20 protein-coding genes are annotated in these 20,861 nt (G+C 72.6%); 10 read left to right on the top strand and 10 right to left on the bottom strand.

Features of this window, described 5'->3' with window-relative positions; genetic code table 11:
• The first annotated feature begins 39 nt into the window (after window positions 1-39).
• From AB0M08_RS18630 to AB0M08_RS18610, 5 genes are read left to right on the top strand one after another with little or no spacing between them, the layout of a single operon-like run.
• A complete protein-coding gene (locus AB0M08_RS18630; protein WP_364494343.1) occupies window positions 40-1,608 on the top strand; it encodes a FadD3 family acyl-CoA ligase in 1,569 nt (522 codons plus the stop codon).
• Complete coding sequence (locus tag AB0M08_RS18625; protein WP_364494340.1) at window positions 1,605-2,444, top strand: enoyl-CoA hydratase; 840 nt, start codon at window positions 1,605-1,607, stop codon at window positions 2,442-2,444. The genes AB0M08_RS18630 and AB0M08_RS18625 overlap by 4 nt, the downstream gene beginning before the upstream one ends.
• A 13-nt stretch (window positions 2,445-2,457) precedes the next feature.
• Window positions 2,458-3,534: an acyl-CoA dehydrogenase family protein gene (locus tag AB0M08_RS18620; RefSeq protein WP_364494338.1), complete on the top strand. Its 1,077-nt coding sequence runs from the start codon at window positions 2,458-2,460 to the stop codon at window positions 3,532-3,534.
• Window positions 3,531-4,565, top strand: a complete 1,035-nt coding sequence (locus tag AB0M08_RS18615; RefSeq protein ID WP_364494335.1) for an acyl-CoA dehydrogenase family protein — start codon at window positions 3,531-3,533, stop codon at window positions 4,563-4,565. The genes AB0M08_RS18620 and AB0M08_RS18615 overlap by 4 nt, the downstream gene beginning before the upstream one ends.
• Window positions 4,562-5,620, top strand: a complete 1,059-nt coding sequence (locus AB0M08_RS18610; protein WP_364494332.1) for an acyl-CoA dehydrogenase family protein — start codon at window positions 4,562-4,564, stop codon at window positions 5,618-5,620. Before AB0M08_RS18615 ends, AB0M08_RS18610 begins: the two co-directional genes overlap by 4 nt.
• Here AB0M08_RS18610 and AB0M08_RS18605 read toward each other — a convergent pair.
• Window positions 5,598-6,179 carry a Uma2 family endonuclease gene (locus AB0M08_RS18605; RefSeq protein ID WP_364494330.1) on the bottom strand — a complete coding sequence of 194 codons (582 nt, stop codon included), beginning with the start codon at window positions 6,177-6,179 and terminating at the stop codon, window positions 5,598-5,600. The genes AB0M08_RS18610 and AB0M08_RS18605 overlap by 23 nt on opposite strands.
• A gap of 357 nt (window positions 6,180-6,536) precedes the next feature.
• On the opposite strand from AB0M08_RS18605, the gene AB0M08_RS18600 reads away from it, so the two are divergent.
• Window positions 6,537-8,579: a serine/threonine-protein kinase gene (locus AB0M08_RS18600; protein ID WP_364494327.1), complete on the top strand. Its 2,043-nt coding sequence runs from the start codon at window positions 6,537-6,539 to the stop codon at window positions 8,577-8,579.
• Window positions 8,580-8,654: 75 nt separating this feature from the next.
• Here AB0M08_RS18600 and AB0M08_RS18595 read toward each other — a convergent pair whose 3' ends face one another.
• Window positions 8,655-9,692, bottom strand: coding sequence for a sugar ABC transporter substrate-binding protein (locus AB0M08_RS18595; RefSeq protein WP_364494325.1), 1,038 nt, complete (start codon window positions 9,690-9,692; stop codon window positions 8,655-8,657).
• A 54-nt stretch (window positions 9,693-9,746) separates the two neighbouring features.
• Here AB0M08_RS18595 and AB0M08_RS18590 point away from each other — a divergent pair, with 54 nt between their 5' ends.
• Window positions 9,747-11,003, top strand: a complete 1,257-nt coding sequence (locus AB0M08_RS18590; protein ID WP_364494323.1) for a GGDEF domain-containing protein — start codon at window positions 9,747-9,749, stop codon at window positions 11,001-11,003.
• On the opposite strand, the gene AB0M08_RS18585 is transcribed toward AB0M08_RS18590, so the two are convergent.
• From AB0M08_RS18585 to hsaA, 4 genes are read right to left on the bottom strand one after another with little or no spacing between them, the layout of a single operon-like run.
• Window positions 10,947-11,492 (bottom strand): flavin reductase family protein, encoded by a 546-nt coding sequence (locus tag AB0M08_RS18585; RefSeq protein WP_364494320.1) that lies wholly within the window; start codon window positions 11,490-11,492, stop codon window positions 10,947-10,949. The two genes, AB0M08_RS18590 and AB0M08_RS18585, sit on opposite strands and share 57 nt — an antisense overlap.
• Entirely contained in the window at window positions 11,489-12,385 is an 897-nt protein-coding gene (gene hsaC, locus AB0M08_RS18580) for an iron-dependent extradiol dioxygenase HsaC (RefSeq protein ID WP_364494317.1), read from the bottom strand. Before hsaC ends, AB0M08_RS18585 begins: the two co-directional genes overlap by 4 nt.
• 1 nt (window position 12,386) lies before the next feature.
• Complete coding sequence (hsaD, locus tag AB0M08_RS18575) at window positions 12,387-13,202, bottom strand: 4,5:9,10-diseco-3-hydroxy-5,9,17-trioxoandrosta-1(10),2-diene-4-oate hydrolase (protein ID WP_364494314.1); 816 nt, start codon at window positions 13,200-13,202, stop codon at window positions 12,387-12,389.
• Window positions 13,203-13,218: 16 nt separating this feature from the next.
• On the bottom strand, window positions 13,219-14,406 hold the full coding sequence (hsaA, locus tag AB0M08_RS18570; protein WP_364494312.1) for a 3-hydroxy-9,10-secoandrosta-1,3,5(10)-triene-9,17-dione monooxygenase oxygenase subunit: 1,188 nt from the start codon (window positions 14,404-14,406) through the stop codon (window positions 13,219-13,221).
• Between the two features lie 66 nt (window positions 14,407-14,472).
• Here hsaA and AB0M08_RS18565 point away from each other — a divergent pair, with 66 nt between their 5' ends.
• The 3 genes from AB0M08_RS18565 to AB0M08_RS18555 are packed head-to-tail and all read left to right on the top strand — an operon-like array spanning window position 14,473 to window position 16,765.
• Window positions 14,473-15,591, top strand: a complete 1,119-nt coding sequence (locus AB0M08_RS18565) for a Rieske 2Fe-2S domain-containing protein (RefSeq protein ID WP_364494309.1) — start codon at window positions 14,473-14,475, stop codon at window positions 15,589-15,591.
• Entirely contained in the window at window positions 15,588-15,818 is a 231-nt protein-coding gene (locus tag AB0M08_RS18560; protein ID WP_364494306.1) for a hypothetical protein, read from the top strand. The genes AB0M08_RS18565 and AB0M08_RS18560 overlap by 4 nt, the downstream gene beginning before the upstream one ends.
• Window positions 15,818-16,765 carry a ferredoxin--NADP reductase gene (locus AB0M08_RS18555; RefSeq protein WP_364494303.1) on the top strand — a complete coding sequence of 316 codons (948 nt, stop codon included), beginning with the start codon at window positions 15,818-15,820 and terminating at the stop codon, window positions 16,763-16,765. Before AB0M08_RS18560 ends, AB0M08_RS18555 begins: the two co-directional genes overlap by 1 nt.
• Here the strand turns inward: AB0M08_RS18555 and dmpG are convergent.
• The 4 genes from dmpG to AB0M08_RS18535 are packed head-to-tail and all read right to left on the bottom strand — an operon-like array spanning window position 16,752 to window position 20,860.
• A complete protein-coding gene (gene dmpG / locus AB0M08_RS18550; RefSeq protein ID WP_364494301.1) occupies window positions 16,752-17,756 on the bottom strand; it encodes a 4-hydroxy-2-oxovalerate aldolase in 1,005 nt (334 codons plus the stop codon). The genes AB0M08_RS18555 and dmpG overlap by 14 nt on opposite strands.
• The gene (locus AB0M08_RS18545; RefSeq protein WP_364494299.1) at window positions 17,753-18,598 is read right to left on the bottom strand and encodes an acetaldehyde dehydrogenase (acetylating); all 846 of its coding nucleotides are present in this window, start codon (window positions 18,596-18,598) and stop codon (window positions 17,753-17,755) included. Before AB0M08_RS18545 ends, dmpG begins: the two co-directional genes overlap by 4 nt.
• Window positions 18,595-19,386 carry a 2-keto-4-pentenoate hydratase gene (locus AB0M08_RS18540; RefSeq protein WP_364494296.1) on the bottom strand — a complete coding sequence of 264 codons (792 nt, stop codon included), beginning with the start codon at window positions 19,384-19,386 and terminating at the stop codon, window positions 18,595-18,597. Before AB0M08_RS18540 ends, AB0M08_RS18545 begins: the two co-directional genes overlap by 4 nt.
• Window positions 19,370-20,860, bottom strand: a complete 1,491-nt coding sequence (locus tag AB0M08_RS18535) for an FAD-binding protein (RefSeq protein WP_364494293.1) — start codon at window positions 20,858-20,860, stop codon at window positions 19,370-19,372. The genes AB0M08_RS18540 and AB0M08_RS18535 overlap by 17 nt, the downstream gene beginning before the upstream one ends.
• Between the last annotated feature and the right edge of the window lies 1 nt (window position 20,861).

Genomic DNA, 20,861 nt, shown 5'->3' with positions numbered 1-20,861 from the left:
GTTGACCATCCACACGGTCGTGTTCCGAAGGAGACCCGGGTGGGCCAGACGATTCCGGCCGCACTGCGGACCGCTTCCCTCACGTACGGCGGCAATCCCGCCCTCGTCGATCCCGGCGGCACCCGCTGGACCTTCGCCGAGCTGCACACCGCGGTCCGCGACGTGGCGCGTGCCCTGATCGCGTCGGGTGTCGAGCCCGGCGACCGGATCGCGCTCTGGGCGCCGAACACGGCCCGCTGGGTCGTCGCCGCGCTCGGGGCGCACTACGCGGGCGGAATCCTGGTGCCGGTCAACACCCGCTTCACCGGCGCCGAAGCCCTCGACGTGATCACCCGCAGCGGGGCCCGCGCGCTCTTCGTGACCGGCCCGTTCCTGGGTGTGGACCGGCTCGCCGCGCTGCGGGAGGCCGCCGGCTCCGGGCCGCTGCCGCCGCTGGTCGTGCCGCTCACCGATCCGTCCTGGACCGGCTTCCTCGATCGCGCCGGCGACGTCCCGATCGGGGCGGCCGAGCGGCGGGCGGCCGGGGTGCGGCCCGACGACGTCGGCGACATCCTGTTCACCAGCGGGACCACCGGGCGCAGCAAGGGGGCGATGAGCGCGCACCGGCAGTCCCTCGCGGTCGCCACCGCGTGGGCGGAGATCGGCGGGCTGACCGGAAGCGATCGCTACCTGGTGGTCAACCCGTTCTTCAACAGCTTCGGGCTCAAGGCGGGGATCCTCGCCTGCCTGGTCAGCGGGGCGGCGATCGTGCCGCAGGCGGTCTTCGACGTGCCGCAGGCGCTGGACCGGATCACCGCCGAGCGGATCACCGTGCTGCCCGGGCCGCCGACGCTCTACCTCGGGCTGCTCGACCACCCGGAGCGCGACCGGCACGACCTGTCCAGCCTGCGCCTCGCGGTGACCGGGGCGGCGACGGTGCCGCCGGCGCTGGTCGAGCGGATCCGGGCCGAGCTCGGGTTCGACCACGTGCTGACGGCGTACGGGCTGACCGAGGCGGTGGTGGCGACGATGTGCCGGCCCGGGGACGACACCCGGACGATCGCGTACACCAGCGGCCGGGCCGCGGCCGGTTTCGAGGTGCGGATCGGCGAGAAGACCCTGCCCGATTCACACCGGGGTCTCGATTCACACCGGGGTCTCGATTCACACCAGGGTGAGGTGCTGCTGCGCGGCCCGAACCTGATGCTCGGCTACCTCGACGACCCGGAGGCCACCGCCGAGGCGATCGACGCCGACGGCTGGCTGCACACCGGCGACGTCGGGCGGCTCGACGAGCACGGCAACCTGACCATCACCGACCGGCTCACGGACATGTACGTGACCGGCGGCTTCAACGTCTACCCGGCCGAGGTGGAGCGCGCGCTGGCCGCGATGCCCGGGATCGCCGAGTGCGCGGTGATCGGGGTACCGGACGCGCGGCTCGGCGAGGTCGGGCGGGCGTTCGTGGTGCCCCGCCCGGGCCACGAGCTCCGCGAGACCGACGTGCTCGGCTTCTGCCGGTCCCACCTGGCCGGGTACAAGGTGCCGCACAGCGTGGAGCTCCGCGACGTCCTGCCGCACAACGCCTCCGGCAAGGTCCTCAAGTTCCGGCTGCGGAGCGGCTCATGAGCGACGACGTGGTGCGCTACGAGACCCGGGACCGGATCGCCCTGGTCACCATGGACCGCCCCCGGTACCGGAACGCGCAGAACTCGGCGATGACGTACGCCCTGGACACCGCGTTCACCCGGGCGGTCGACGACCCCGGGGTGGCGGTGATCGTGCTGGCCGGTGCGGGCGACCACTTCTCCGCCGGGCACGACATCGGCACCCCGGAGCGGGACGCCGACACCTCGTTCCCACGCCGGGCGGTGCCGTGGTGGGACCACACCGGCCGGGACGGCGCGGACCGGCGGTTCGCCCGGGAGATGGAGGTCTACCTGGGGATGTGCCGCCGCTGGCGGGAGCTGCCGAAACCGGTCGTGGCGATGGTGCAGGGCGCGTGCGTGGCGGGCGGGCTGATGCTGGCCTGGGTGTGCGACCTGATCGTGGCGGCCGAGGACGCGTTCTTCGCCGACCCGGTGCTGCGGATGGGCATCCCCGGGGTGGAGTACTTCGCCCATCCCTGGGTGCTCGGGCCGCGGTTCGCCCGGGAGGTCCTCTTCACCGGGGAGCGGTTCGGGGCGCGGCGGGCGTACGAGATCGGCATGGTGAACCGCGTCGTGCCGCGCGACGCGCTGGAGAGCGCGACCCTCGACCTGGCCGCGCGGGTCGCCGGGATGCCGCCGTTCGGCCTGGCGCTGGCGAAACGCGCGGTGAACCTCTGCGAGGACCAGATGGGCCTGCGCGCCGGCATGGACTCGGTCTTCAACCTGCACCACCTCGCCCACGCCCACAACGCCGAGGTGAGCGCCGATCCGCTGGCGGGATTCGACGCCCGTGCCATGAAACGGGCCGCGGAATGAAGCGGGCCGCGGAATGAACCTCGACCTGGACGAGGCGGCGCTCGCCTTCCGGGCGGAGGTGCGGGACTGGCTCGCCGAGCATGTTCCGGAACGGTCGCTGGAGGGCCACGCGGAACACCGGGAATGGGAGCGTCTGCTGGCCGGGGCCCGGCTCGCCGCGGTCGGCTGGCCCGCCGAGTACGGCGGACGGGACGCGCCGCCGCTGCACCAGCTGCTCTTCGAGGAGGAGTACCACGCGGCCGGGGCGCCGATGCGGATCGGGCAGAACGGCCTGTTCCTGCTCGCGCCGACCCTGCTGGCCCACGGAACCGGCGAGCAGAAGGCGCGGATCCTGCCGCCGATGGGCCGCGCCGAGACCGTCTGGGCGCAGGCCTGGTCGGAGCCGGAGGCGGGCAGCGACCTGGCCGCGATCCACTCCCGGGCACGGCGGGTGGACGGCGGCTGGCGGATCTCCGGCCAGAAGACCTGGAGTTCCCGGGCGGTGGTCGCGGACCGGGCGTTCGGCCTGTTCCGCAGCGGCGAGTCGCGCCATCGGGGCCTGACCTACCTGATGTTCGACCTGCGCGCGCCCGGCGTGAGCGTACGCCCGATCCGCCAGATCGACGGCCGGCACGGCTTCGCGGAGATCTTCCTCGACGAGGTCTTCGTGCCGGACGCGGACGTGCTCGGCGAACCCGGCGACGGCTGGCGGGTGGCGATGGGCACCGCCGGGCACGAGCGCGGGGTGACCCTGCGCAGCCCCGGCCGTTTCCTGGCCGCGGCCGACCGGCTCGTCGCCGCCTGGAACGACGCGCCGGACCCGGCCCTGCACGACCGGGTGGCCGACGCGTGGATCGGCGCGCGGGCCTATCGGATGCACTCCTACGGCCCGCCCGCGTCGCCGAGCGCCACCAAGCTGTTCTGGTCGGCACTCGACGTCGCGCTGCACGAGACGGCTCTGGACCTGCGGGGCCCGTACGCGGAGATCGATCCGGAGTGGACGGCGGGCTACCTCTTCGCGCTGGCCGGCCCGATCTACGCCGGCACCGATCAGATCCAGCGGGACATCCTGGCGCAGCGCGTCCTCGGGCTGCCCCGGAGCACGCGATGAACCTGACCCCGTCACCCGAGCAGGCGCAGTTCGCGGCCGCGCTGCACGATCTCCTCACCGAGTCCCCGGTCGGGGTGGGCCCGAACCGGGTGGGCTCGGAACGGGCCGGGGTGTGGGCCCGGCTGGCCGGGGTGGGGGTGACCGGGCTGCTGGTGCCGGAGCGCTGGGGCGGGTCCGGCGGCGACCCGTCCGACCTGGTGGTGGCCGCGGAGGAGCTGGGCCACCACGCGGTACCCGGCCCGCTCGCCGAGTCGGTGGCGGCGGTCCCGGCCCTGCTCCGGGCGATCGGGGGCGGCGCCGCCGACGAGTGGCTCCCCGAACTCGCCGCCGGCCGTCTGATCGCCACCCTCGCCGCGCCGCCGTGGCTGCCGCTCGCCGCCGACGCCGACCTCGCCGGCCTGGTCCTGCACGTCACCCCGGCCTCGGTCCGCCTGGCCCGCCCCGGATCCTGCCACCCGTCGATGGACGCGTCCCGGCAGCTCTTCGAGGTCTCCCCCGGTGAGCTCGTCGCCACCGGGGTACCGGCCGCGCACGCCCTGGACCTGGGCGTGCTGACCTGCTCGGCCCAGCTGCTCGGCGCGGCCCGGGCCCTGCTGGAGGCCTCGATCCGGCACGCCGTGAACCGCGTCCAGTTCGGCCACCCGATCGGCACGTTCCAGGCCGTCCAGCACCTGCTCGCCGACGTCGCGGTCGCCATCGAGTTCGCCCGCCCCCTCCTGCACGCCGCCGCCGTCTCCCTCACCCCACCCGCCACCACCGCCGCGGGTGACGGTCCGGCATCCGGCGCGGCGGCGGGGCGGGCGGGCGTCGACGTCTGCCCGCCGCGGGACGTCTCCGCCGCGAAGGTGGCCTGCGGCGACGCCGCCGTACTCGCCGCGCGCACCGCCCTGCAGATCCACGGGGCGATCGGCTACACCGAGGAGCACGGGCTGGGCCGCTGGCTCACCAAGGTCCGCGTCCTGGCCCTGGCCTGGGGCACCCCGTCCCAGCACCGCGCCCGCATCATGACCGAGTTGGCGAGGCACCGATGACCGAGGAACGCGAACTCCTGCGCGAGGCGGTGCGCGGCCTCGTCGCCACCCACCCCACCCCGGCCACGCTCTGGTCCCGGCTCTGCAAGGAGATCGGCGTCGCGGGCCTCACCCTCCCCCCGGCGTACGACGGTTCCGGCGCCACCCTGCTCGAGTCCTTCGCCGTCCTGGAGGAACTGGGCCGCACGCTCACCCCCACCCCGATGCTCCCCTGCCTGCTCGCCGCCGAGGCCCTCCTGCTCGCCGGCGACGCCGGTTCACACCTGCTCCCCGCGCTCTGTTCCGGCGATCTCGTCGCCACCGTCGCCTTCCTCCCGGACGCCACCGTTCTTCCGGACGCCATCGTTCTGCCGGACGCCACCGCCACCGCTGAGGGCGACCGGCTCACCGGGACGGCCACCTCCGTGCCGAACCTGGAGGAGGCCGGCACCCTGCTGGTCCTGACCGGTGAGGCCCTCTTCGAGGTGCCCCCCGAGGGCGTGCCCGAGGAGTCCCTTGACCTGTCCCGCCCGCTGAGCACCGTCCACCTGGCGAACACCCCGGCCCGCCGGCTGGGCACGGTCTCCGCCGCCACCGTGCGGGACATCGCCGCCGTGGCCCTCGGCGCCGAGCAGATCGGCGCCGCCGCTCGCGCCCTGGAACTCACCGTCGACTACGCGAAGACCCGGCACCAGTTCGCCCGCCCGATCGGTTCCTTCCAGGCCGTGCAACACCGGCTCGCCGATTCCCACGTACGACTCCAGGCCGCCCGCGCCACTCATGAGGCCGCCGCCGAGGCCCTGGTCGCCCACGCCCCCGACGCTCCGGTCCTGGCCGCCGTCGCCAAGGTCACCTGCTCCGAGGCCTTCCAGTCGATCGCCGCCGACATGACCCAGGTCCACGGCGGCATCGCCATCACCTGGGAGCACGAGGCCCACCGCTACCTGCGCCGCGCGTGGTCCTCAGCCCACCTCTTCGGCTCCCCGGCGGACCACATCACCCGCTTGTCCGACGTTCTGCTCGGGCAGGGAACCGATCATCCGGGGGCGCCTACTACATCCGTTCGACCTCAGTGAGGTCGATGACAATCTTGAACGGAACGTCGAGTTCCACCCGATCGTGGAAGATCCCGGTCGGCAGATACTGCCTTGTAGCCGACTCAAGCTCGAAGACGTATAGGACGATCTTTCCAGAGACCTTCTCCACCCGCCAATAATGCGGAATTCCGGCATCGGCGTATAGCTGCGGCTTGCGCTTCCGATCGCGCTCCTCGGAATCCGGTGAGACGACTTCGACTGCCAATACCACCGCATCCGCCGGGTACCACGTGACGTCATCATCGACCTCAGCGTCCGCGTGCACGACCAGAACGTCGGGCTCCAGGCGCTGACGCGGCCCCAGTACCACGGACATCTCCCGGCTCACCCGAAAGAAATCCCATGGCACCAGCGTCACGAGGGCACTCTCCAGCAACCTCAGCGCTTTCATGTGAAAACGTTTCTGCGGGCTCATCAGGACGAGGGACCCATCGATGAGTTCCGTGTGAGCCGGGAGTCCGGGAATCCGATCGAGATCATCGGCGAAATAACCCTCCGCCGGAGGCCGGTGCCATTCGTCTATCGGTTCAGCGCTCATGGACCCTACCCCCCTCCGGAGACGGTCTATCCCTCCGCAGACTACCCGGCAAGGCACGGAAAGCGGACTCACCAGCCCGACAGCCGGGGCGCTCTCGCGCCGTGTGGGCCGCGGCTGCCGGCACAGGCCTTCCGGCGGGCTTCGACCGCGCCGCGACCCCCTCCCCACCAGCGAGATCCGGACAGCCGACACACAAGGTACGCATAGAGATCCGCCACATTCCGGGCACCGCTTCAATGGACCGATGGCAATCTCATGGGATTTGCCGGACATTTCGGCAGGTATACGGGTGGTCTTCGGCACGGATGAGGCGAAGTGAGGTAGGCGGGAGAGGAGGTACGCCACTAACATGATCCGGTGCTTGTCCCCGGAGTCGTGCTCAACGGCCGCTATCAGCTGACCCAGCGGATCGCGGCTGGCGGCATGGGTGAGGTGTGGCGCGGGACTGACCTGCTGCTGCACCGGGAGATCGCCGTCAAGGTGCTGCTCGAGGCGCTGATGTCGGATGCCGAGTTCATGAAGCGGTTCCGGGCCGAGGCCCGGATGATGGCGGCGCTGAAGCATCCGGGGATCGTGCAGGTCTACGACTACGGCGAGAACGCGGCGGTGGACGGGCAGCAGCTCGACTACCTGGTGATGGAGTTCATCGACGGTACGCCGCTCTCCAAGAGGCTGCAGCAGGCCGGGCGGATGAGCGCGGCCGAGACGATGCAGATGATGGCCCAGGTCGCCGACGCGCTGCAGGTCGCGCACGAGGCCGGGATCGTGCACCGGGACGTCAAGCCGAGCAATCTTCTGGTACGGGCGAACGGCTCCCTGGTACTCGTCGACTTCGGGGTGGCCCGGTCGGCCGGAGTCACCGGCATCACCAGCACGAACGTGGTGATGGGATCGGCGCACTACATGGCGCCCGAGCAGGCCGAGGGTCTGCCGGTCACCGGTGCCACCGACCAGTACGCCCTCGGCGCGGTCGCGTTCACCTGTCTCGCCGGGCGCCCACCGTACGTCGGCGACAGCCCGCTCGCGGTCCTCGGCCAGCTGGTACACGGCAAACCCCCCGTGCTGCCGGAGGGCGTGCCGGGGGTGGCCGGCTCGGTTGTCCTGCGGGCTCTGGCGCGGGATCCTAGAGACCGGTTCCCGAGCGCGGCGGCGCTCGCCGAGGCGTCCCGTCAGGCCGCCCGGATCGACGCGGGTGTGCCACCGGCGCCGTCCAGCCCTGCCGGTCCGTCCTCGCGCGGCTACGGCGCGACGGGCCCGGGCGGCGGCGGTTCGGGTGGCTACCGGACGGCGGGCGCGGGCAACGGCGGCACGGACGGCTACAGCTCCGGCGGCTACAGCTCCGGCGGCTACAGCTCCGCCGGCCACAGCTCCGCCGGCCACAGCTCCGTCGGCCACAGCTCCGGTGGCCACAGCTCCGGTGGCCACAGCTCCGGCGGTTACGGTTCGGGCGGCTACGACACGGTCGGCGGCTCCCACTCGGGCGGCTACGGCACGACCGGTGCGGGCGGCGCGGGCGGCTACAGCACGGCTGGCGCGGGCGGTGCCGGTGCCAACGGCGGCTACGGCACGACCGGGATGGGCGCGGGCGGCTACAGCGCGACCAGCGGCGCCGGGGGCTACGGCCCGACCGGCGGCGCGGGCACGGGCGGCTACGGCACGACCGGGATGGGCGCGGGCGGAGCGGCCGGGACCGCGGCGGCGAAACGGCGGCGGAACATCACCATCGGGCTGGTGGCGGCGGGTGTCGTGCTCGTCGCGTCGGCGGCCTGGACCGTTGCGCGGATCACGGCCGGGCCCGGCGATCAGGGGCAGCCGCCGGCCGGGGCCGGGCCGAACGGCGGCGGGCCGCAGGGCGGGAACGACCCGGCGCCGGACAAGACCGGGAAGCGGGATCAGCCGGGGACGCCGACGGCCACCTCGACGCAGACCGGGAGCGGCGGCGGGAACGGGGAGGCGACCGGGTCCACGCTTCCGGAGACGGTCGAGCCGGGTGTGACGGTGACCGACGCGCCCGCCGCGACCGCGACCCCGACCGCCACCGACGACGAGAGCACGACCACCAGCCCGTACGATCCGCGGACGATCTGCGGGGACGGGTACCGGGTGCTCGACCAGGCGGCGCTGAAGAACGCGGCGGGCACCCTGAAGGGGCGGGTCTACCTGCTCTACCAGTCGGCGAGCGGCGACAACTGCGTGGTCACCGTCAAACTGGCCGGGCTGAACAAGAAGTCGGCGGTCTCGGCCTCGTTGCAGGCCGAGGGGCAGGACGGGACCACGGACAGCGGGGCGTACCAGTACTACGCCGGTCCGGTGATCGCCGCGGCGGGCGGGACCTGCGTGCAGTGGGGCGGCTCGATCGGCACGCTGAGCTACCAGAGCGACTTCGAGCACTGCGACTGACGACCGGGACGCGGTCCAACCCACGGCGGTCCAACTGACAGCGGGCCAACTGACAGCGGTCCAACCGACGGCGGGCTAACCGACGGCGGACATCGGGCGCAGGTAGGAGCGGTCCGTGAGGATCGTGTCGACCCGGGTGGCGACCGCGGCCTCGGTGGCCTCCGGGGACTTCTGGCGGGCCAGGACGGCGTCGATGTTGGTGCTGTTCACGGCCAGGCCGGGGATGTAGTACCAGCCCTTCGGGAGCGCCTTGCCGGACTTGGCGTGCCCGGCCTGGAGGCGGCCGGCCACCTCGCCCTTGACGAAGTGCTCCGGGGAGACCAGCAGCAGCTCGCCGGCCTTGACCGCGGCGAGCGAGCGGTCGTCCAGGTCGAACGCGCCGGCCAGCCACGTCCCGCCGGTCTCGGCACGGAGCGCGGCCAGGTTCCAGCCGTCCGCGTCGCCGGTGCCGAGGAAGGCGAGCGCGTCCGGGTTGGCCCTGATCAGGGTCTTCCAGGCGGCCTTGTTGGCGTCGGTGTCCTGCTTCGAGTCGAACGGGCCGAGGACCGTGACGCCGGGCAGCTCGGCCCTGATCCCGTCGCGTATCCCGGCGGCCCGGCGGTCCAGCACGCCCACCCCGGGCGACGAGGTGCCCAGGATGACGGTGCCGGTGGCGCCGGACGGCAGCGCCGCCACCACCTCGGCGGCGAGGAGCCGGCCCAGTTCGTGGTTGTCGTTGCCGACGTAGAGGCCGACGTCCGCCTCGTCCAGCGGCGGGTTGTCCACCGCGATGATCGGGAGCCCCCGGTCGACGGCGTCGGCGAGCGGCTGGGCGAAGATCTCCGGGGAGAGCGTGAAGACCGAGACTCCGTCGTCCGCGGTCTTCGCCAGCTCCTCGAACATCTCCAGCTCGCGCGGGCCGTCGACGATGTCCGGGCCGGTGACCTCGGCGTTCACCCCGCCCACGTGGGCGACGCCGGCCCGGAAGCCGTCGGCCATCTCGATCGAGAAGTTGAGCTGGGCGTTCGCCACGACCAGGGCCACGTCGAGCGAGCCGTCCACGGTGGCGGAGGAACCGCACGCCGTGACGCCGAGCAGCAGGGTGGCGAGCAGCGCGCCGTACCGGGATCCCATCGCCGTGCCAGTATGAATCCTTCACCCCGCCGCCGTCCGGCCGATCAGGCACCCATGAGCGCCCGCAGGTTCCGTGGACGGGCCGCGGCGCGCGCCGCGGTGGCCGCCCTCTCCCTCGGTGTCGTCGCGCTGGCCGGGCTCTCGGTCTTCAGCATGGCCGCCAACGCCGCGACCACCGCGCACATCCGGGTGCTGGGTAAGCAGAGCGACCAGTGGGGCCGGCTCACCCTCAACGTGAACATCGAGTACGAGGCGCTCACCGACTACGTCCGGGACAGCAGCGTCACCGGGCGGGAGCCGTTGCTGACCGCGATCGGCTCGGCCGACGAGAACCTGACCTGGCTGGCCGAGCAAGGCGACCCGACCGACGTGGCGCGGGCGGCCGACGTCGGCAACAGCTACGCGGCGTACACCTCGACGCTCTGGGAGCTGATCGCGGCGGACGGGCGCGACGACACCGAGGCGGCCGACGTCCTGTACGGCCAGGCCACCCTCGCCGCCTCGACGCTGCGGAAGTCGGCGATGGCCCAGGTCGCGCGGAAGCGGCTGGAGACCGACCGGTACCTGAGCGCCGCCGACGACCGGAACCGGAACCTGATGCTCGCCGCGACCGGGATCTTCGTCGTCGACCTGATCCTGCTCGCGCTCTGCGCCCGGGTGCTGCTCAGCTACCAGCGCCGGGTGGAGGGCGAGGCGATCGAGCACCAGCACCGGGCGCTGCACGACGGGCTGACCGGGCTGGCCAACCGGATCATGCTGACCGCGCAGGTCGAGGACGCGCTGCGGCAGGCGGACCTGGCGCGTACGCCGGTGGCCCTGCTCCTGCTCGACCTGAACAAGTTCAAGGAGGTCAACGACACGCTCGGGCACCACACCGGCGATCTGCTGCTGCAGGAGGTCGCCGCCCGGCTCTCCGCGGCGGTCCGGGACGGCGACACGGTGGCCCGGCTCGGCGGCGACGAGTTCGCGGTGCTGGTCCCGCAGGTCGCCTCGGCGGGTGCCGCCCTGGAGACCGCGAAGCGGCTGCTCGACGCGGTGCAGGGCCCGGCCGAGCTGGACGGGCACCCGGTGATGATCAGTGGGAGCATCGGCGCGGCGGTCTACCCGGTGCACGCGGCGAGCCCGGGGATGCTGTTCCAGCGGGCCGACGTGGCGATGTACACCGCGAAGCGCACCGGGTCGGGCGCCGCGCTCTACCAGGTCGGCATGGAGGGCGACCTGGCGAGCCGGCCGGCCGCCCCGGATCCAGTCGCCTCAGATCCAGTCGTCGGGAGCCGGCCAGTCGAACCGGTGGGGGAGGCCGCCGGCTGAGTCGGCCGTGGTCCGGTAGCGGCCGCGGTGGAAGAGCAGCGGCCGTGCCGGGAGGCCGTCGCCGAGCGTGGTCACCCGGCCGATCACCACGTCGTGGTCGCCGCCCGGGTGGACCGCCTCGATCCGGCAGTCGGCCCAGGCCAGGACGCCGTCCAGGATCGGCGCGCCGGACGGCGCGGGTGTCCAGCCGACGCCGGTGAACCGATCGGCGCCGTGGGTGCCGAAGAGCCGGGACAGGGGCCGCTGCGCCTCGGCCAGGACGTTGACCGCGAACGCGCCGGCCTGCCGGATGCGCTCGCCGGTGGCTGATTCCGATCGTACGCAGAAAAGCACCAGAGGCGGATCGAGGGAGAGCGGTGCGAAGGCCTGGCACGCGAATCCGGCCGGGCCCTCGCGGTCGGCGGTGGTGATCACCGTGACGCCGGTGCAGAAGTGACCGAACACCCGGCGGAAACCGGCGGTGTCCACGGGCGCGGGCGCGACGCTCAACGCCCGCCACCGCCGGAGAACCGGTGACCCCAGACGCTGTGCGCGGTGGTCTGCCGGGCCACCCAGGTGGCGTCGTCCACGGTGAGGCCGCCGGTGCCGTACTCGATGTCGAAGCCACTCGGCGTCCGCACGTAGAAGCTGACCATGTGGTCGTTGGCATGCCGGCCGAGCGTGGAGATCATCGGGGCCTTGAACTTGGCGCAGCGGTCGATGGCCCGGCCGACGTCGTCGATGCTCCCGGTCTCGATCATCAGGTGGATCATGCCGCTCGGCGCCGGGATCGGGGCGAGCGCGACGCTGTGGTGGCGCGGGCCGCAGCCGAGGAAGCGCATCCAGAGCGGCTGGTCCGAAGCGGGCAGGCCGAGCATCTCGGGATGCAGCCGCATCGAGTCGCGCAGCCGGAAGCCGAGGACGTCGGTGTAGAAGCGCAGCGCGGCGGCGTCGTCGGTGGCCGGGAGCACGACGTGGCCCATCCCCTGCACGCCGGTGACGAAACCGGTTCCCGAGTACGGACGGCTGTCCAGCGCCGCCCCGCAGAAGAATTCCAGCCGGTTCCCGAACGGATCGTCCACGCTGATCATCTGGGCGACGCGGCGGTCGGCGAGCTCGTCCGGGCTGGCGTGTTTCACGGCGACCCCGGCCTCGTCCAGCGATGCCGACAGATCAGAGAAGTCAGAGAAGTCGGATATCTCCCAGCCGGCGGCCGTCAGCCGGTCCTGGGAGCCCGGCGTCACCACGATGCGGGCGGGCAACTCGTCCATCCGCAGGTAGGCGGCGTCCGGCGACGGCCCCCGGCCGAGGGACATGCCGAGGACACGGGTACCGAACTCCTGCCACGCGGGCACGTCGGTGGACTCCACCCGCAGGTAGCCCAGGGATCGGATCAGGCTCATGTCAGCGTCCCCCTTCGAGGAAGTCGATGGCGAGGCGGTGGAACTCGTCGAACTTCTCCACGTGCGCCCAGTGACCGCAGCGGCCGAAGACGTGCAGCCGGGCGTTGCGCAGCAGCTTCAGCGCGACCAGCGCGCCGTCGAGCGGGTTGACCCGGTCCTCGCGGCCCCAGACCAGCAGGATCTCGTGCCGCAGCCGGTGCGCGTCCCGCCAGAGCAGGCCCTCCTCGGCGTACCGCGGGTCGGTGAAGGAGGCGCCCATCTCGCGCATCGCCCGCAGCGCCGCCGGGTCGCTCGCCGCGGCGAACCGCTCGTCGATCAGCTCGTCGGTGATCAGCGACGGGTCGAAGACCAGGGTGCGCAGGAAGGCGGCGAGCTTCTCCCGGCTCGGCCCGGGCGGTGCGCCGAACGCGCCGAGCCGCTTGACGCCCTCGGTCGGGTCGGCGGAGAGGACGTTCAGGCTCAGCCCGCCGGGGCCCATCAGCAGCAGGCGGCGGGCGCGGTCCGGGAAGAGCAGCGCGAACCGGGTCGCCACACCGCCGCCGAGCGAGTTGCCGACCAGGTCGGCCCGTTCGAGGCCGAGGTCGTCCAGCAGGTCGCGCAGGGCGGTCGCCGCGGAGGTGAAGTACTGACCGGTCACGGACACGTCCACCGAGCCGCCGTATCCCGGCAGGTCCGGGGCGAGCACGTCGAAGCGGCCGGCGAGTGCGGGGATCGTACGGGAGAAGTTGCTGAGGGCCGACGCACCGGGGCCGCCGCCGTGCAGGAGGACCACCGCGGAGCCCGCCCCGGACCGGTGGAGGTGCAGAAGCTTGGTCATCTCACACCATCCCGTCTCAGACCATCGCGTCGTTGATGGGCAGGCCGAACTCGCCGCGGCCGAACATGGAGAGCGCGCGCTCGGGGTCGTTGATCGCGTGGACGCGAGCGGCGTGCGCGTCGCGCCAGAAGCGCTGCATCGGATGGCTCGTGTAGATCGCCCGGCCGCCCGAGCTCTCGAAGAGCCGGTCGACCGCGCGGATCGCCAGCGCGGTGCCACGGACCTGGTCGCGGCGCACGCGCAGCCGCAGCGCCATCGGGAGCTTCGCTCCCTCCTCGGCGAGTCTCAGCACGTCACCCAGGCCTGATCGCAGCGCCAGCCAGGCCGCGTCGAGATCGCTCGCCGCCTCCGCGACCCTCACCTGCGCGTACGGATCCTCGGCCGCCTTCACTCCCGCGTACGCCGCGCGCACCCGTTCCCGGGTGTGGTCCACGTGCGCCCGGTACGCCCCGGTCGCCATCCCGATGATCGGCGTGGTGATGGCGTACGAGAAGAGCGACGCGTACGGGATCCGGTAGAGCGCCGCCGTGTTCTGCTCCTGACCGGGACAGATCAGCCGCGCCGTGTCGTTGAAGCTGAGCGACCGGTAGGCGGGCACGAACGCGCCCTCGACCACCACGTCGTTGCTCCCGCTGCCACGCAGCCCGATGGTGTGCCAGACGTCCTCGATCCGGTAGTCCGCCGCGGGCAGCAGGAACGTCCGGAAGTCGGCCGGCTCCCCGTCCCCGGCGGGCGGCACGATGCCGCCGAGCAGCACCCAGGTCGCGTGATCGGAACCGGACGAGAAGCTCCAGCGCCCACTCACCTGGTAGCCGCCCTCGACCACCCGGATCCGCCCGGTCGGCGCGTAGGACGACGACATCCGGGTCGCCGGGTCCCCCGACCAGACGTCCTGCTGGGCCCGGTCGGGGAAGAGCGCGAGCTGCCAGTTGTGCACGCCGATGATCGAGGCGACCCACCCGGTGGAGCCGCACGCGGCGGCGAGCTCCCGCACCCCGGTGAGGAAGGTGAGCGGGTGCGCCTCCAGACCGCCGAAGCGGGCCGGCTGCAGCAGCCGGAAGAAGCCGGTCTCGGCGAGCGACTTGATCGTCTCGGGTGAGATCTGCCGCCGGTCCTCCGCCTCGCGCGCCCGCTCGCGCAGAACAGGTAACAGTTCCCGTACCGCGGTGAGCACCTCGGTGTGCGCCGTCTCCTCCACCGTCATGGCCTCTCCTAGCGAGATGGAATAACCGCCCCTATGCTAGAACACGTTCTAGTTCAGGAGAAGCTCATGACGGAGCAACCTCGCACCATCGACACCGGCACACCCCCGGCACGGTTCGCCCGGGGCTGGCACTGCCTGGGACTCGCCGACGCGTTCCGGGACGGGCGGCCGCACGCGATCGAGGCGTTCGGCACGAAACTGGTGGTCTTCGCGGACTCCGCGGGGGCGCTGCACGTGCTCGACGGGTACTGCCGGCACATGGGCGGCGACCTGACCATGGGCACGATCAAGGGCGACACGGTGGCCTGCCCGTTCCACGACTGGCGCTGGCGCGGCGACGGGCGCTGCGCCTCGGTGCCGTACGCCCATCGCGTCCCGCTGCGCGCCCGCACCCGCTCCTGGCTGACCTGCGAGGAGAACCGCCAGCTCTTCGTCTGGCACGACCCGCAGGGCCGGACCCCGCCGCCCGAGGTGGCGATCCCCCGCATCGACGGAGCGTTCTCCGACGAGTGGAGCGCGTGGACCTGGGACTCGGTCCGGATCGACGGGGCGAACTGCCGCGAGGTCATCGACAACGTGGTCGACATGGCGCACTTCTTCTACATCCACTTCGCCTTCCCGACGTTCTTCAAGAACGTCCTCGAGGGCCACGTGGCGTCGCAGTTCCTGCACACCCGCCCGCGGCCGGACGTGCCGATCACGGCGAGCCAGTCCGGGGACGCGCTGCTGCGCTCCGAGGCGGCGTACTACGGACCGTCCTACATGATCGACTACCTGCACCACGACTGGCACGGCATCACCGTCGAGTCGGTGCTGATCAACTGCCACTATCCGGTCACCCCGGACTCGTTCGTGCTGCAGTGGGGCGTGATCGTCAAGCGGCTGCCGGGGCTCACCAGCGAGCAGGCGGCGAAGGCTGCCGGGAAGTTCGCCAAGAGCATCGGGGTCGGCTTCCTGCAGGACGTGGAGATCTGGAAGCACAAGAGCCGCATCGACAACCCGCTGCTCTGCGCCGAGGACGGCCCGGTCTACCAGCTCCGCCGGTGGTACGAGCAGTTCTACGTGGACACCGAGGAGGTGACCGGCGAGATGACCGCCCGGTACGAGTTCGAGGTCGACACCACCCGGGCGGTGGCGACGTGGGAGGCCGAGGTCGCCGCCAACCAGGCACGGGCGGCTTCATGACCGACCTCTCCGAACCCCTCTCCCCGGTACGCTGCCGCGGCTGCGACCGGGAGGTCCGGGCCGGCAAGCGCAGCCCGATGCAGACCAGCGTGCAGTGGCCGGCCCGGGGCTGCGAACGACTGACCGCGGAGGCCGGGGAACGCCCGGCGGCGCTGGTGCCGACCTGCCCCGAGCTCCGGGACTCCATCGAGCGCGCGGTCCGCGAGGGCCGCCTGGAGGTGAGTTGATGCCGGCGTTCCGTCCGGTCCCGATCCTCGACGTGATCACGGAGACGGCGGACGCGCGCTCGTTCGTGCTCGGTGAGCCGTTCGCCTACCGGCCCGGGCAGTACCTGACGGTACGGACGCCGGCCGGGGTGCGGTGCTACTCGCTCTCCAGCGCGCCCGGCATCGACCCGGCCCCGGTGATCACGGTGAAGCGGGTGCGCGGCGGCGCGGTCTCGAACTGGCTCTGCGACCACGTCCGCGCGGGTGATGCCCTGGAGATGGCCGGCCCGGCGGGCACCTTCACCCCGTCACCGTCCGACGGTGATCTGCTGATGCTCGCCGGGGGCAGCGGCATCACCCCGATCATGGGCATCATCAAGGCCGAGCAGAACCGGAGGATCCTTCTCGTGTACGCCAATCGCGACGCGGACTCGGTGATCTTCGGCCGGACGTTGAGCGAGATGGCGGGTCACGGCCGGCTCGCGGTGGAGCATTGGCTGGACAGCGAGCGGGGAGTCCCCGGCGCGGACGCTCTGGCGGCGCGGCTCACGGCGTACACCCGTCGTGAGGCTCTCGTCTGTGGCCCGGAAGCCTTCGTCGCGGTCGCGGAGAAGGCGTTGCAGCTGGCCGGCGTCGTCCGCGTCCGGGTGGAGCACTACGACATCTCCGAGATGCCGGATGGTGCGGGCGGGATGGACAGCGTCGCCGAGGTGGAGATCGACGGGCGGACGCACACCCTGCCCTGGGCGAGCGGCCGACGGCTCCTGGACGTGATCGTCGACGCGGGGCTGAATCCGCCCTATTCCTGCCGGCAGGGGCAGTGCGGTGCGTGCGCGTGCCGGCTGATCAGCGGCGAGGTCGACCTGGTGAACAACGAGGTGCTGGAGGACGAGGACTTCGCCGAGGGCTACATCCTCGCCTGCCAGGCCGTCGCCCGCACGCCGCAGGTCAAGGTCACCTATTACTGAGCTCGCGGGCGATGGTGATCAGCTGGTCCTCCTGGCCGCCGACCAGCCGCCGCTCGCCCGCGCGGACCAGGATCTCCGCGCCGGAGACGCCGTAGCGCTCGGCGAGGCGCCACGCGTGGGTGAGGAAGCTGGAGTACACCCCGGCATACCCCATGATCAGCGCCATCCGGTCCAGCCGGCACTCGTCGGGCATGACCGGGCGGACCACCTCCTCGGCCGCGTCGACGATCGCGAAGAAGTCCACGCCGGTGCGGATGCCGAGCTTGTCGCAGACGCCGACGAACGCCTCGACCGGCGTGTTCCCCGCGCCCGCGCCGAACCGCCGGGTGCTGCCGTCGATCTGCCGGGCGCCCGCGCGGTAGGCGAGGACCGAGTTCGCCACGCCGAGGCCGAGGTTCTCGTGCCCGTGGAAGCCGACCTGCGCGTCCTGTCCGAGTTCGGCCACCAGCGCCTGCGTTTTCGACGTGACGTCGTCGAGGATCATCGCCCCCGCCGAGTCGACGACGTAGACGCACTGGCACCCGGCGTCGGCCATGATCCTGGCCTGGCGCGCCAGGACGGCGGCGGGCTGCGAGTGGGCCATCATCAGGAAGCCGACCGTCTCCAGCCCCAGGTCACGGGCGATGCCGAAGTGCTGGACGGCGATGTCGGCCTCGGTGCAATGGGTGGCGATCCGGCACACCGCCGCCCCGTTGCCGGCGGCCGCCCGGATGTCGTCGACGACGCCGACGCCGGGCAGCATGAGGAACGCGATCTTGGCGCGGGTCGCGGTGGCGACGGCGGTTCTGATCAGTTCCTGTTCGGGCGTACGGGAGAGGCCGTAGGTGAACGAGGACCCACCGAGGCCGTCGCCGTGGGTGACCTCGATGACCGGTATGCCGGCGGCGTCCAGCGCCGCGACGATCTCGGCCACCTCGGCGACGGTGAACCGGTGCCGCTTGGCGTGCGAGCCGTCCCGCAGCGAGGAGTCGGTGATCCGCAGGTCGATCATTGCTCTTCCCCCACTCGCACGGCGGCGGCCGTCATGATGTCCAGGTTTCCGGCGTAGGGCGGCAGGAAGTCCCCACCGCCCTCGACCTCCAGGAAGATCGCCACCCGCCCGGGGTCGAACTGCGGCTCGTCGATGAGGCGATATCCCGGGACGTAGCGGGCGACGGACGCGACCATCTCGACGATCGACGCGGTCACCCCGCTCTCGTCGACGTCGGGACCGACCGCGCAGAACACCGTGTCCCGCATGATCAGCGGTGGGTCGGCCGGATTCAGGATCACGATCGCCTTGCCCCGGGCCGCGGCGCCGATCGACTCCAGGCCACGCGCCGTCGTACGCGTGAACTCGTCGATGTTCGCCCTGGTACCGGGCCCGGCCGAGACCGAGGCCACGGTCGCCACGATCTCCGCGTAGCTCACCGGCGTCACCCGGGAGACCGCGTGCACCATCGGGATGGTGGCCTGTCCCCCGCAGGTGATCAGGTTCAGGTTCGGCGCGTCCCGGTGCGCGCCGAGGTTGACCGAGGGGACGACCGCGGGCCCGACGGCCGCCGGGGTCAGGTCGATCACCCGGATCCCGGCCTCCGCGTAACGCGGCGCGTTCGCCCGGTGCACGGCCGCCGAGGTCGCCTCGAAGACCAGATCGGGCAGCGGATCCTGGGCCAGCAGCCAGTCGGCACCCTTCGCGCTGGTCGCGAGCCCTCGTTCGGCGGCCCGCCGCAACCCGGGGCTGTCCTGATCGATCCCGGCCATCCAGCGCGGCTCGATCACCGGAGAGCGGAGCAGTTTGTACATCAGATCGGTGCCGATGTTCCCGGAGCCGACGATCGCCGCGGTCCTCATGCCGATTCCCCCTTCGTGAACGCGAGCCGCACCTCGCCCAGGCCGGTGAAGACCGCGCGGAACTCGTCGCCGGGGTGCACGTCGACGGCCCGCGCGCACGCTCCCGGCATGATCAGGTGGCCCGCCCTGAGCCGTACCCCGAACCCGGCGACGGTCCTGGCCAGCCACGCGACCGCCGTCACCGGGTTGCCGAGCACCGCGTCCGACCGCCCCCGCGCCACCACCTCCGTGCCGCGATACAGCGACGCCTCGACCCCTTTGAGATCGACTTCTTCCGGGTGTACGCGCGAAGCCCCGACCACGAAGCCCGCGGAGGAGGCGTTGTCGGCGATGGTGTCGGCGAGGCTGATCCGCCAGTCCTCGATGCGGCTGTCGATCAGCTCGATCGACGGGGCGAGCGCCGCGGTGGCGTACCGGACGTCACTCTCGGTGCAGTGCTCGCCGGGCAGATCGGCCCCGAGCAGGAACGCGACCTCGATCTCGACCCGCGGATAGCAGTACCGCCCGGCGTCGACGGGTGCGTCCTCGCCGAGCCGCATGTCCTCCAGGAGGTGCCCGTAGTCCGGCTCGTCGACCCCCATCATCTGCTGCATGGCCGCGGAGGAGAGCCCGACCTTGTGCCCGACCACCGGGGCCGTCCGCCGCCGGATGTTGTACAGCTGGATCCTGTAGGCGTCGGCGGCGGTGAGCCCGGGGTGCTCCCGGGTGAGCGGCGGGACCGGCGCCCGGTCGCGTTCGGCTGTTCGCAGACGGTCAGCGAGGGCGGCGAGGTCAGTCTCGGTGAGCACTCGGTTCTCCCTTGTCAGCCAGGACCGCCCGACCCGCGCGACGGCCGGAGAAGACGCAATCGGCCAGCGAGAGGCCGCTCACGTAGGACCGGGAACAGATGCCGGCGGCCGTCCGGCCGGCGGCGTAGAGGCCGGGGATCCCGCTCCCGTCGGCGCGCAGGACCTGGCCGGTGGACTCGTCGGCGCGCAGGCCGCCGAGGGTCAGCATCGGAGCGCCCCGGGTGGAGACCGGGATCAGCGACCAGGGCGGACGGGACAGTCCTTTGCGCTCGGTGGGCGGCGTGATGCCCGCCTTACCGGCCACCTCCTCGACGGTCGGCGCGCTGATCCGGCCGGGGCCGAGCCACCACCAGGCCTGCGGGCGCTGGAACCAGAGGGTCTGCTCCCGGAGCCGCCGGCGGGCCTCGGCGCGGACGTCGGCGTCGATCAGCAGCCAGGCCCGCCCGCCGGGCCGCCGGTGCAGGGCCTCGCCGATCGCGGCGCCGTACCGGGACTCGTCGCAGAACCGCCGGCCGTCCCGGTCCACCAGGACACCCTCGGCCAGCGCGGACGGCGGGGTGAGGAAGCGCCACAGGCTGACCCGGTCCATCAGCCGGGTGGCACCGCCCGCCGCGACGCCGAGCCGGATGCCGGAGCCGTCGTCGCCGGGCGTGCCGAGCCGCAGCACGCCGCGGTGGCCGGGGGCGTGCTCGCGCATCATGGCGCGGTCGAAGACGAACCCGCCGGTCGCGAGGATCACCGCCCCGGCCTCGACCCGGAACGGCCGCCCGTATCGCGCCTCCAGCAAGGCGACCGGCCGGTGCAGCGCGCGACCGAGCCGGGGCAGGTAGAGCCCGGGCTTGACCGAGAACCGGTGCAGCAGCCGGTGCACGACCGCGGGCCACCCCCGCAGCCACCGCCCCTCGACCCCCGCGACCACGCCGTCGGCGCCGACGATCAGCCGATGGACCCGGGCCCGGGTCAGCACCCGGGCACCGGCGGCCCGGGCGGCCGACTCCAGGCGGGCGAAGAGGAGCCGGCCGGAGGTGCCGGGCGCATGGGTCCGGTGGCCGCGCGGGGCCGGATCGGGGTAGGCGCGTTCGTTGCCGGAGACGTACAGGTAGTGCCGGTTCGTGGGGTAGGACGTCTTGTCCGGGCAGAGGCTCGCGTGGAACGGGACGCCCCGCGCGGCCAGCCAGTCGATCATCGCGGGGCTCTCCGCGCAGAACCGGCGCAGTGTCGCCGGGGTGACCGCGTCCCCGGTCTCGTGGCGCAGGTACGCCGCCATCGCCTCGGGCGTGTCGGTGGCCCCGGCCGCGAGCTGCACCGACGTGCCACCGCCCGCGTAGACGACGCCGCCGGAGATCGCGGTCGCGCCCCCGCCACCGAACCGGTCGAGCACCAGCACCCGGGCACCCGCCTCGGCGGCCTCGATCGCCGCACAGGCCCCGGCCGCGCCGAAGCCCACCACGACGACATCGACCCGCTCCTCCACG

Origin of the sequence: Actinoplanes sp. NPDC051851 (assembly GCF_040681165.1) — a bacterium.
GTDB lineage: Bacteria > Actinomycetota > Actinomycetes > Mycobacteriales > Micromonosporaceae > Actinoplanes.
Note: the sequence above shows the minus strand (reverse complement) of the source record. Positions and strands in the feature narration are given on the sequence as shown.

Coding starts and splice junctions, on each gene's coding strand:
- AB0M08_RS18625 (WP_364494340.1), top strand. CDS start 1,605: ATGAGCGACGACGTGGTGCGCTACGAGACCCGGGACCGGATCGCCCTG.
- AB0M08_RS18620 (WP_364494338.1), top strand. CDS start 2,458: ATGAACCTCGACCTGGACGAGGCGGCGCTCGCCTTCCGGGCGGAGGTG.
- AB0M08_RS18615 (WP_364494335.1), top strand. CDS start 3,531: ATGAACCTGACCCCGTCACCCGAGCAGGCGCAGTTCGCGGCCGCGCTG.
- AB0M08_RS18610 (WP_364494332.1), top strand. CDS start 4,562: ATGACCGAGGAACGCGAACTCCTGCGCGAGGCGGTGCGCGGCCTCGTC.
- AB0M08_RS18605 (WP_364494330.1), bottom strand. CDS start 6,179: ATGAGCGCTGAACCGATAGACGAATGGCACCGGCCTCCGGCGGAGGGT.
- AB0M08_RS18595 (WP_364494325.1), bottom strand. CDS start 9,692: ATGGGATCCCGGTACGGCGCGCTGCTCGCCACCCTGCTGCTCGGCGTC.
- AB0M08_RS18590 (WP_364494323.1), top strand. CDS start 9,747: ATGAGCGCCCGCAGGTTCCGTGGACGGGCCGCGGCGCGCGCCGCGGTG.
- hsaC (WP_364494317.1), bottom strand. CDS start 12,385: ATGAGCCTGATCCGATCCCTGGGCTACCTGCGGGTGGAGTCCACCGAC.
- hsaD (WP_364494314.1), bottom strand. CDS start 13,202: ATGACCAAGCTTCTGCACCTCCACCGGTCCGGGGCGGGCTCCGCGGTG.
- hsaA (WP_364494312.1), bottom strand. CDS start 14,406: ATGACGGTGGAGGAGACGGCGCACACCGAGGTGCTCACCGCGGTACGG.
- AB0M08_RS18565 (WP_364494309.1), top strand. CDS start 14,473: ATGACGGAGCAACCTCGCACCATCGACACCGGCACACCCCCGGCACGG.
- AB0M08_RS18560 (WP_364494306.1), top strand. CDS start 15,588: ATGACCGACCTCTCCGAACCCCTCTCCCCGGTACGCTGCCGCGGCTGC.
- AB0M08_RS18555 (WP_364494303.1), top strand. CDS start 15,818: ATGCCGGCGTTCCGTCCGGTCCCGATCCTCGACGTGATCACGGAGACG.
- dmpG (WP_364494301.1), bottom strand. CDS start 17,756: ATGATCGACCTGCGGATCACCGACTCCTCGCTGCGGGACGGCTCGCAC.
- AB0M08_RS18545 (WP_364494299.1), bottom strand. CDS start 18,598: ATGAGGACCGCGGCGATCGTCGGCTCCGGGAACATCGGCACCGATCTG.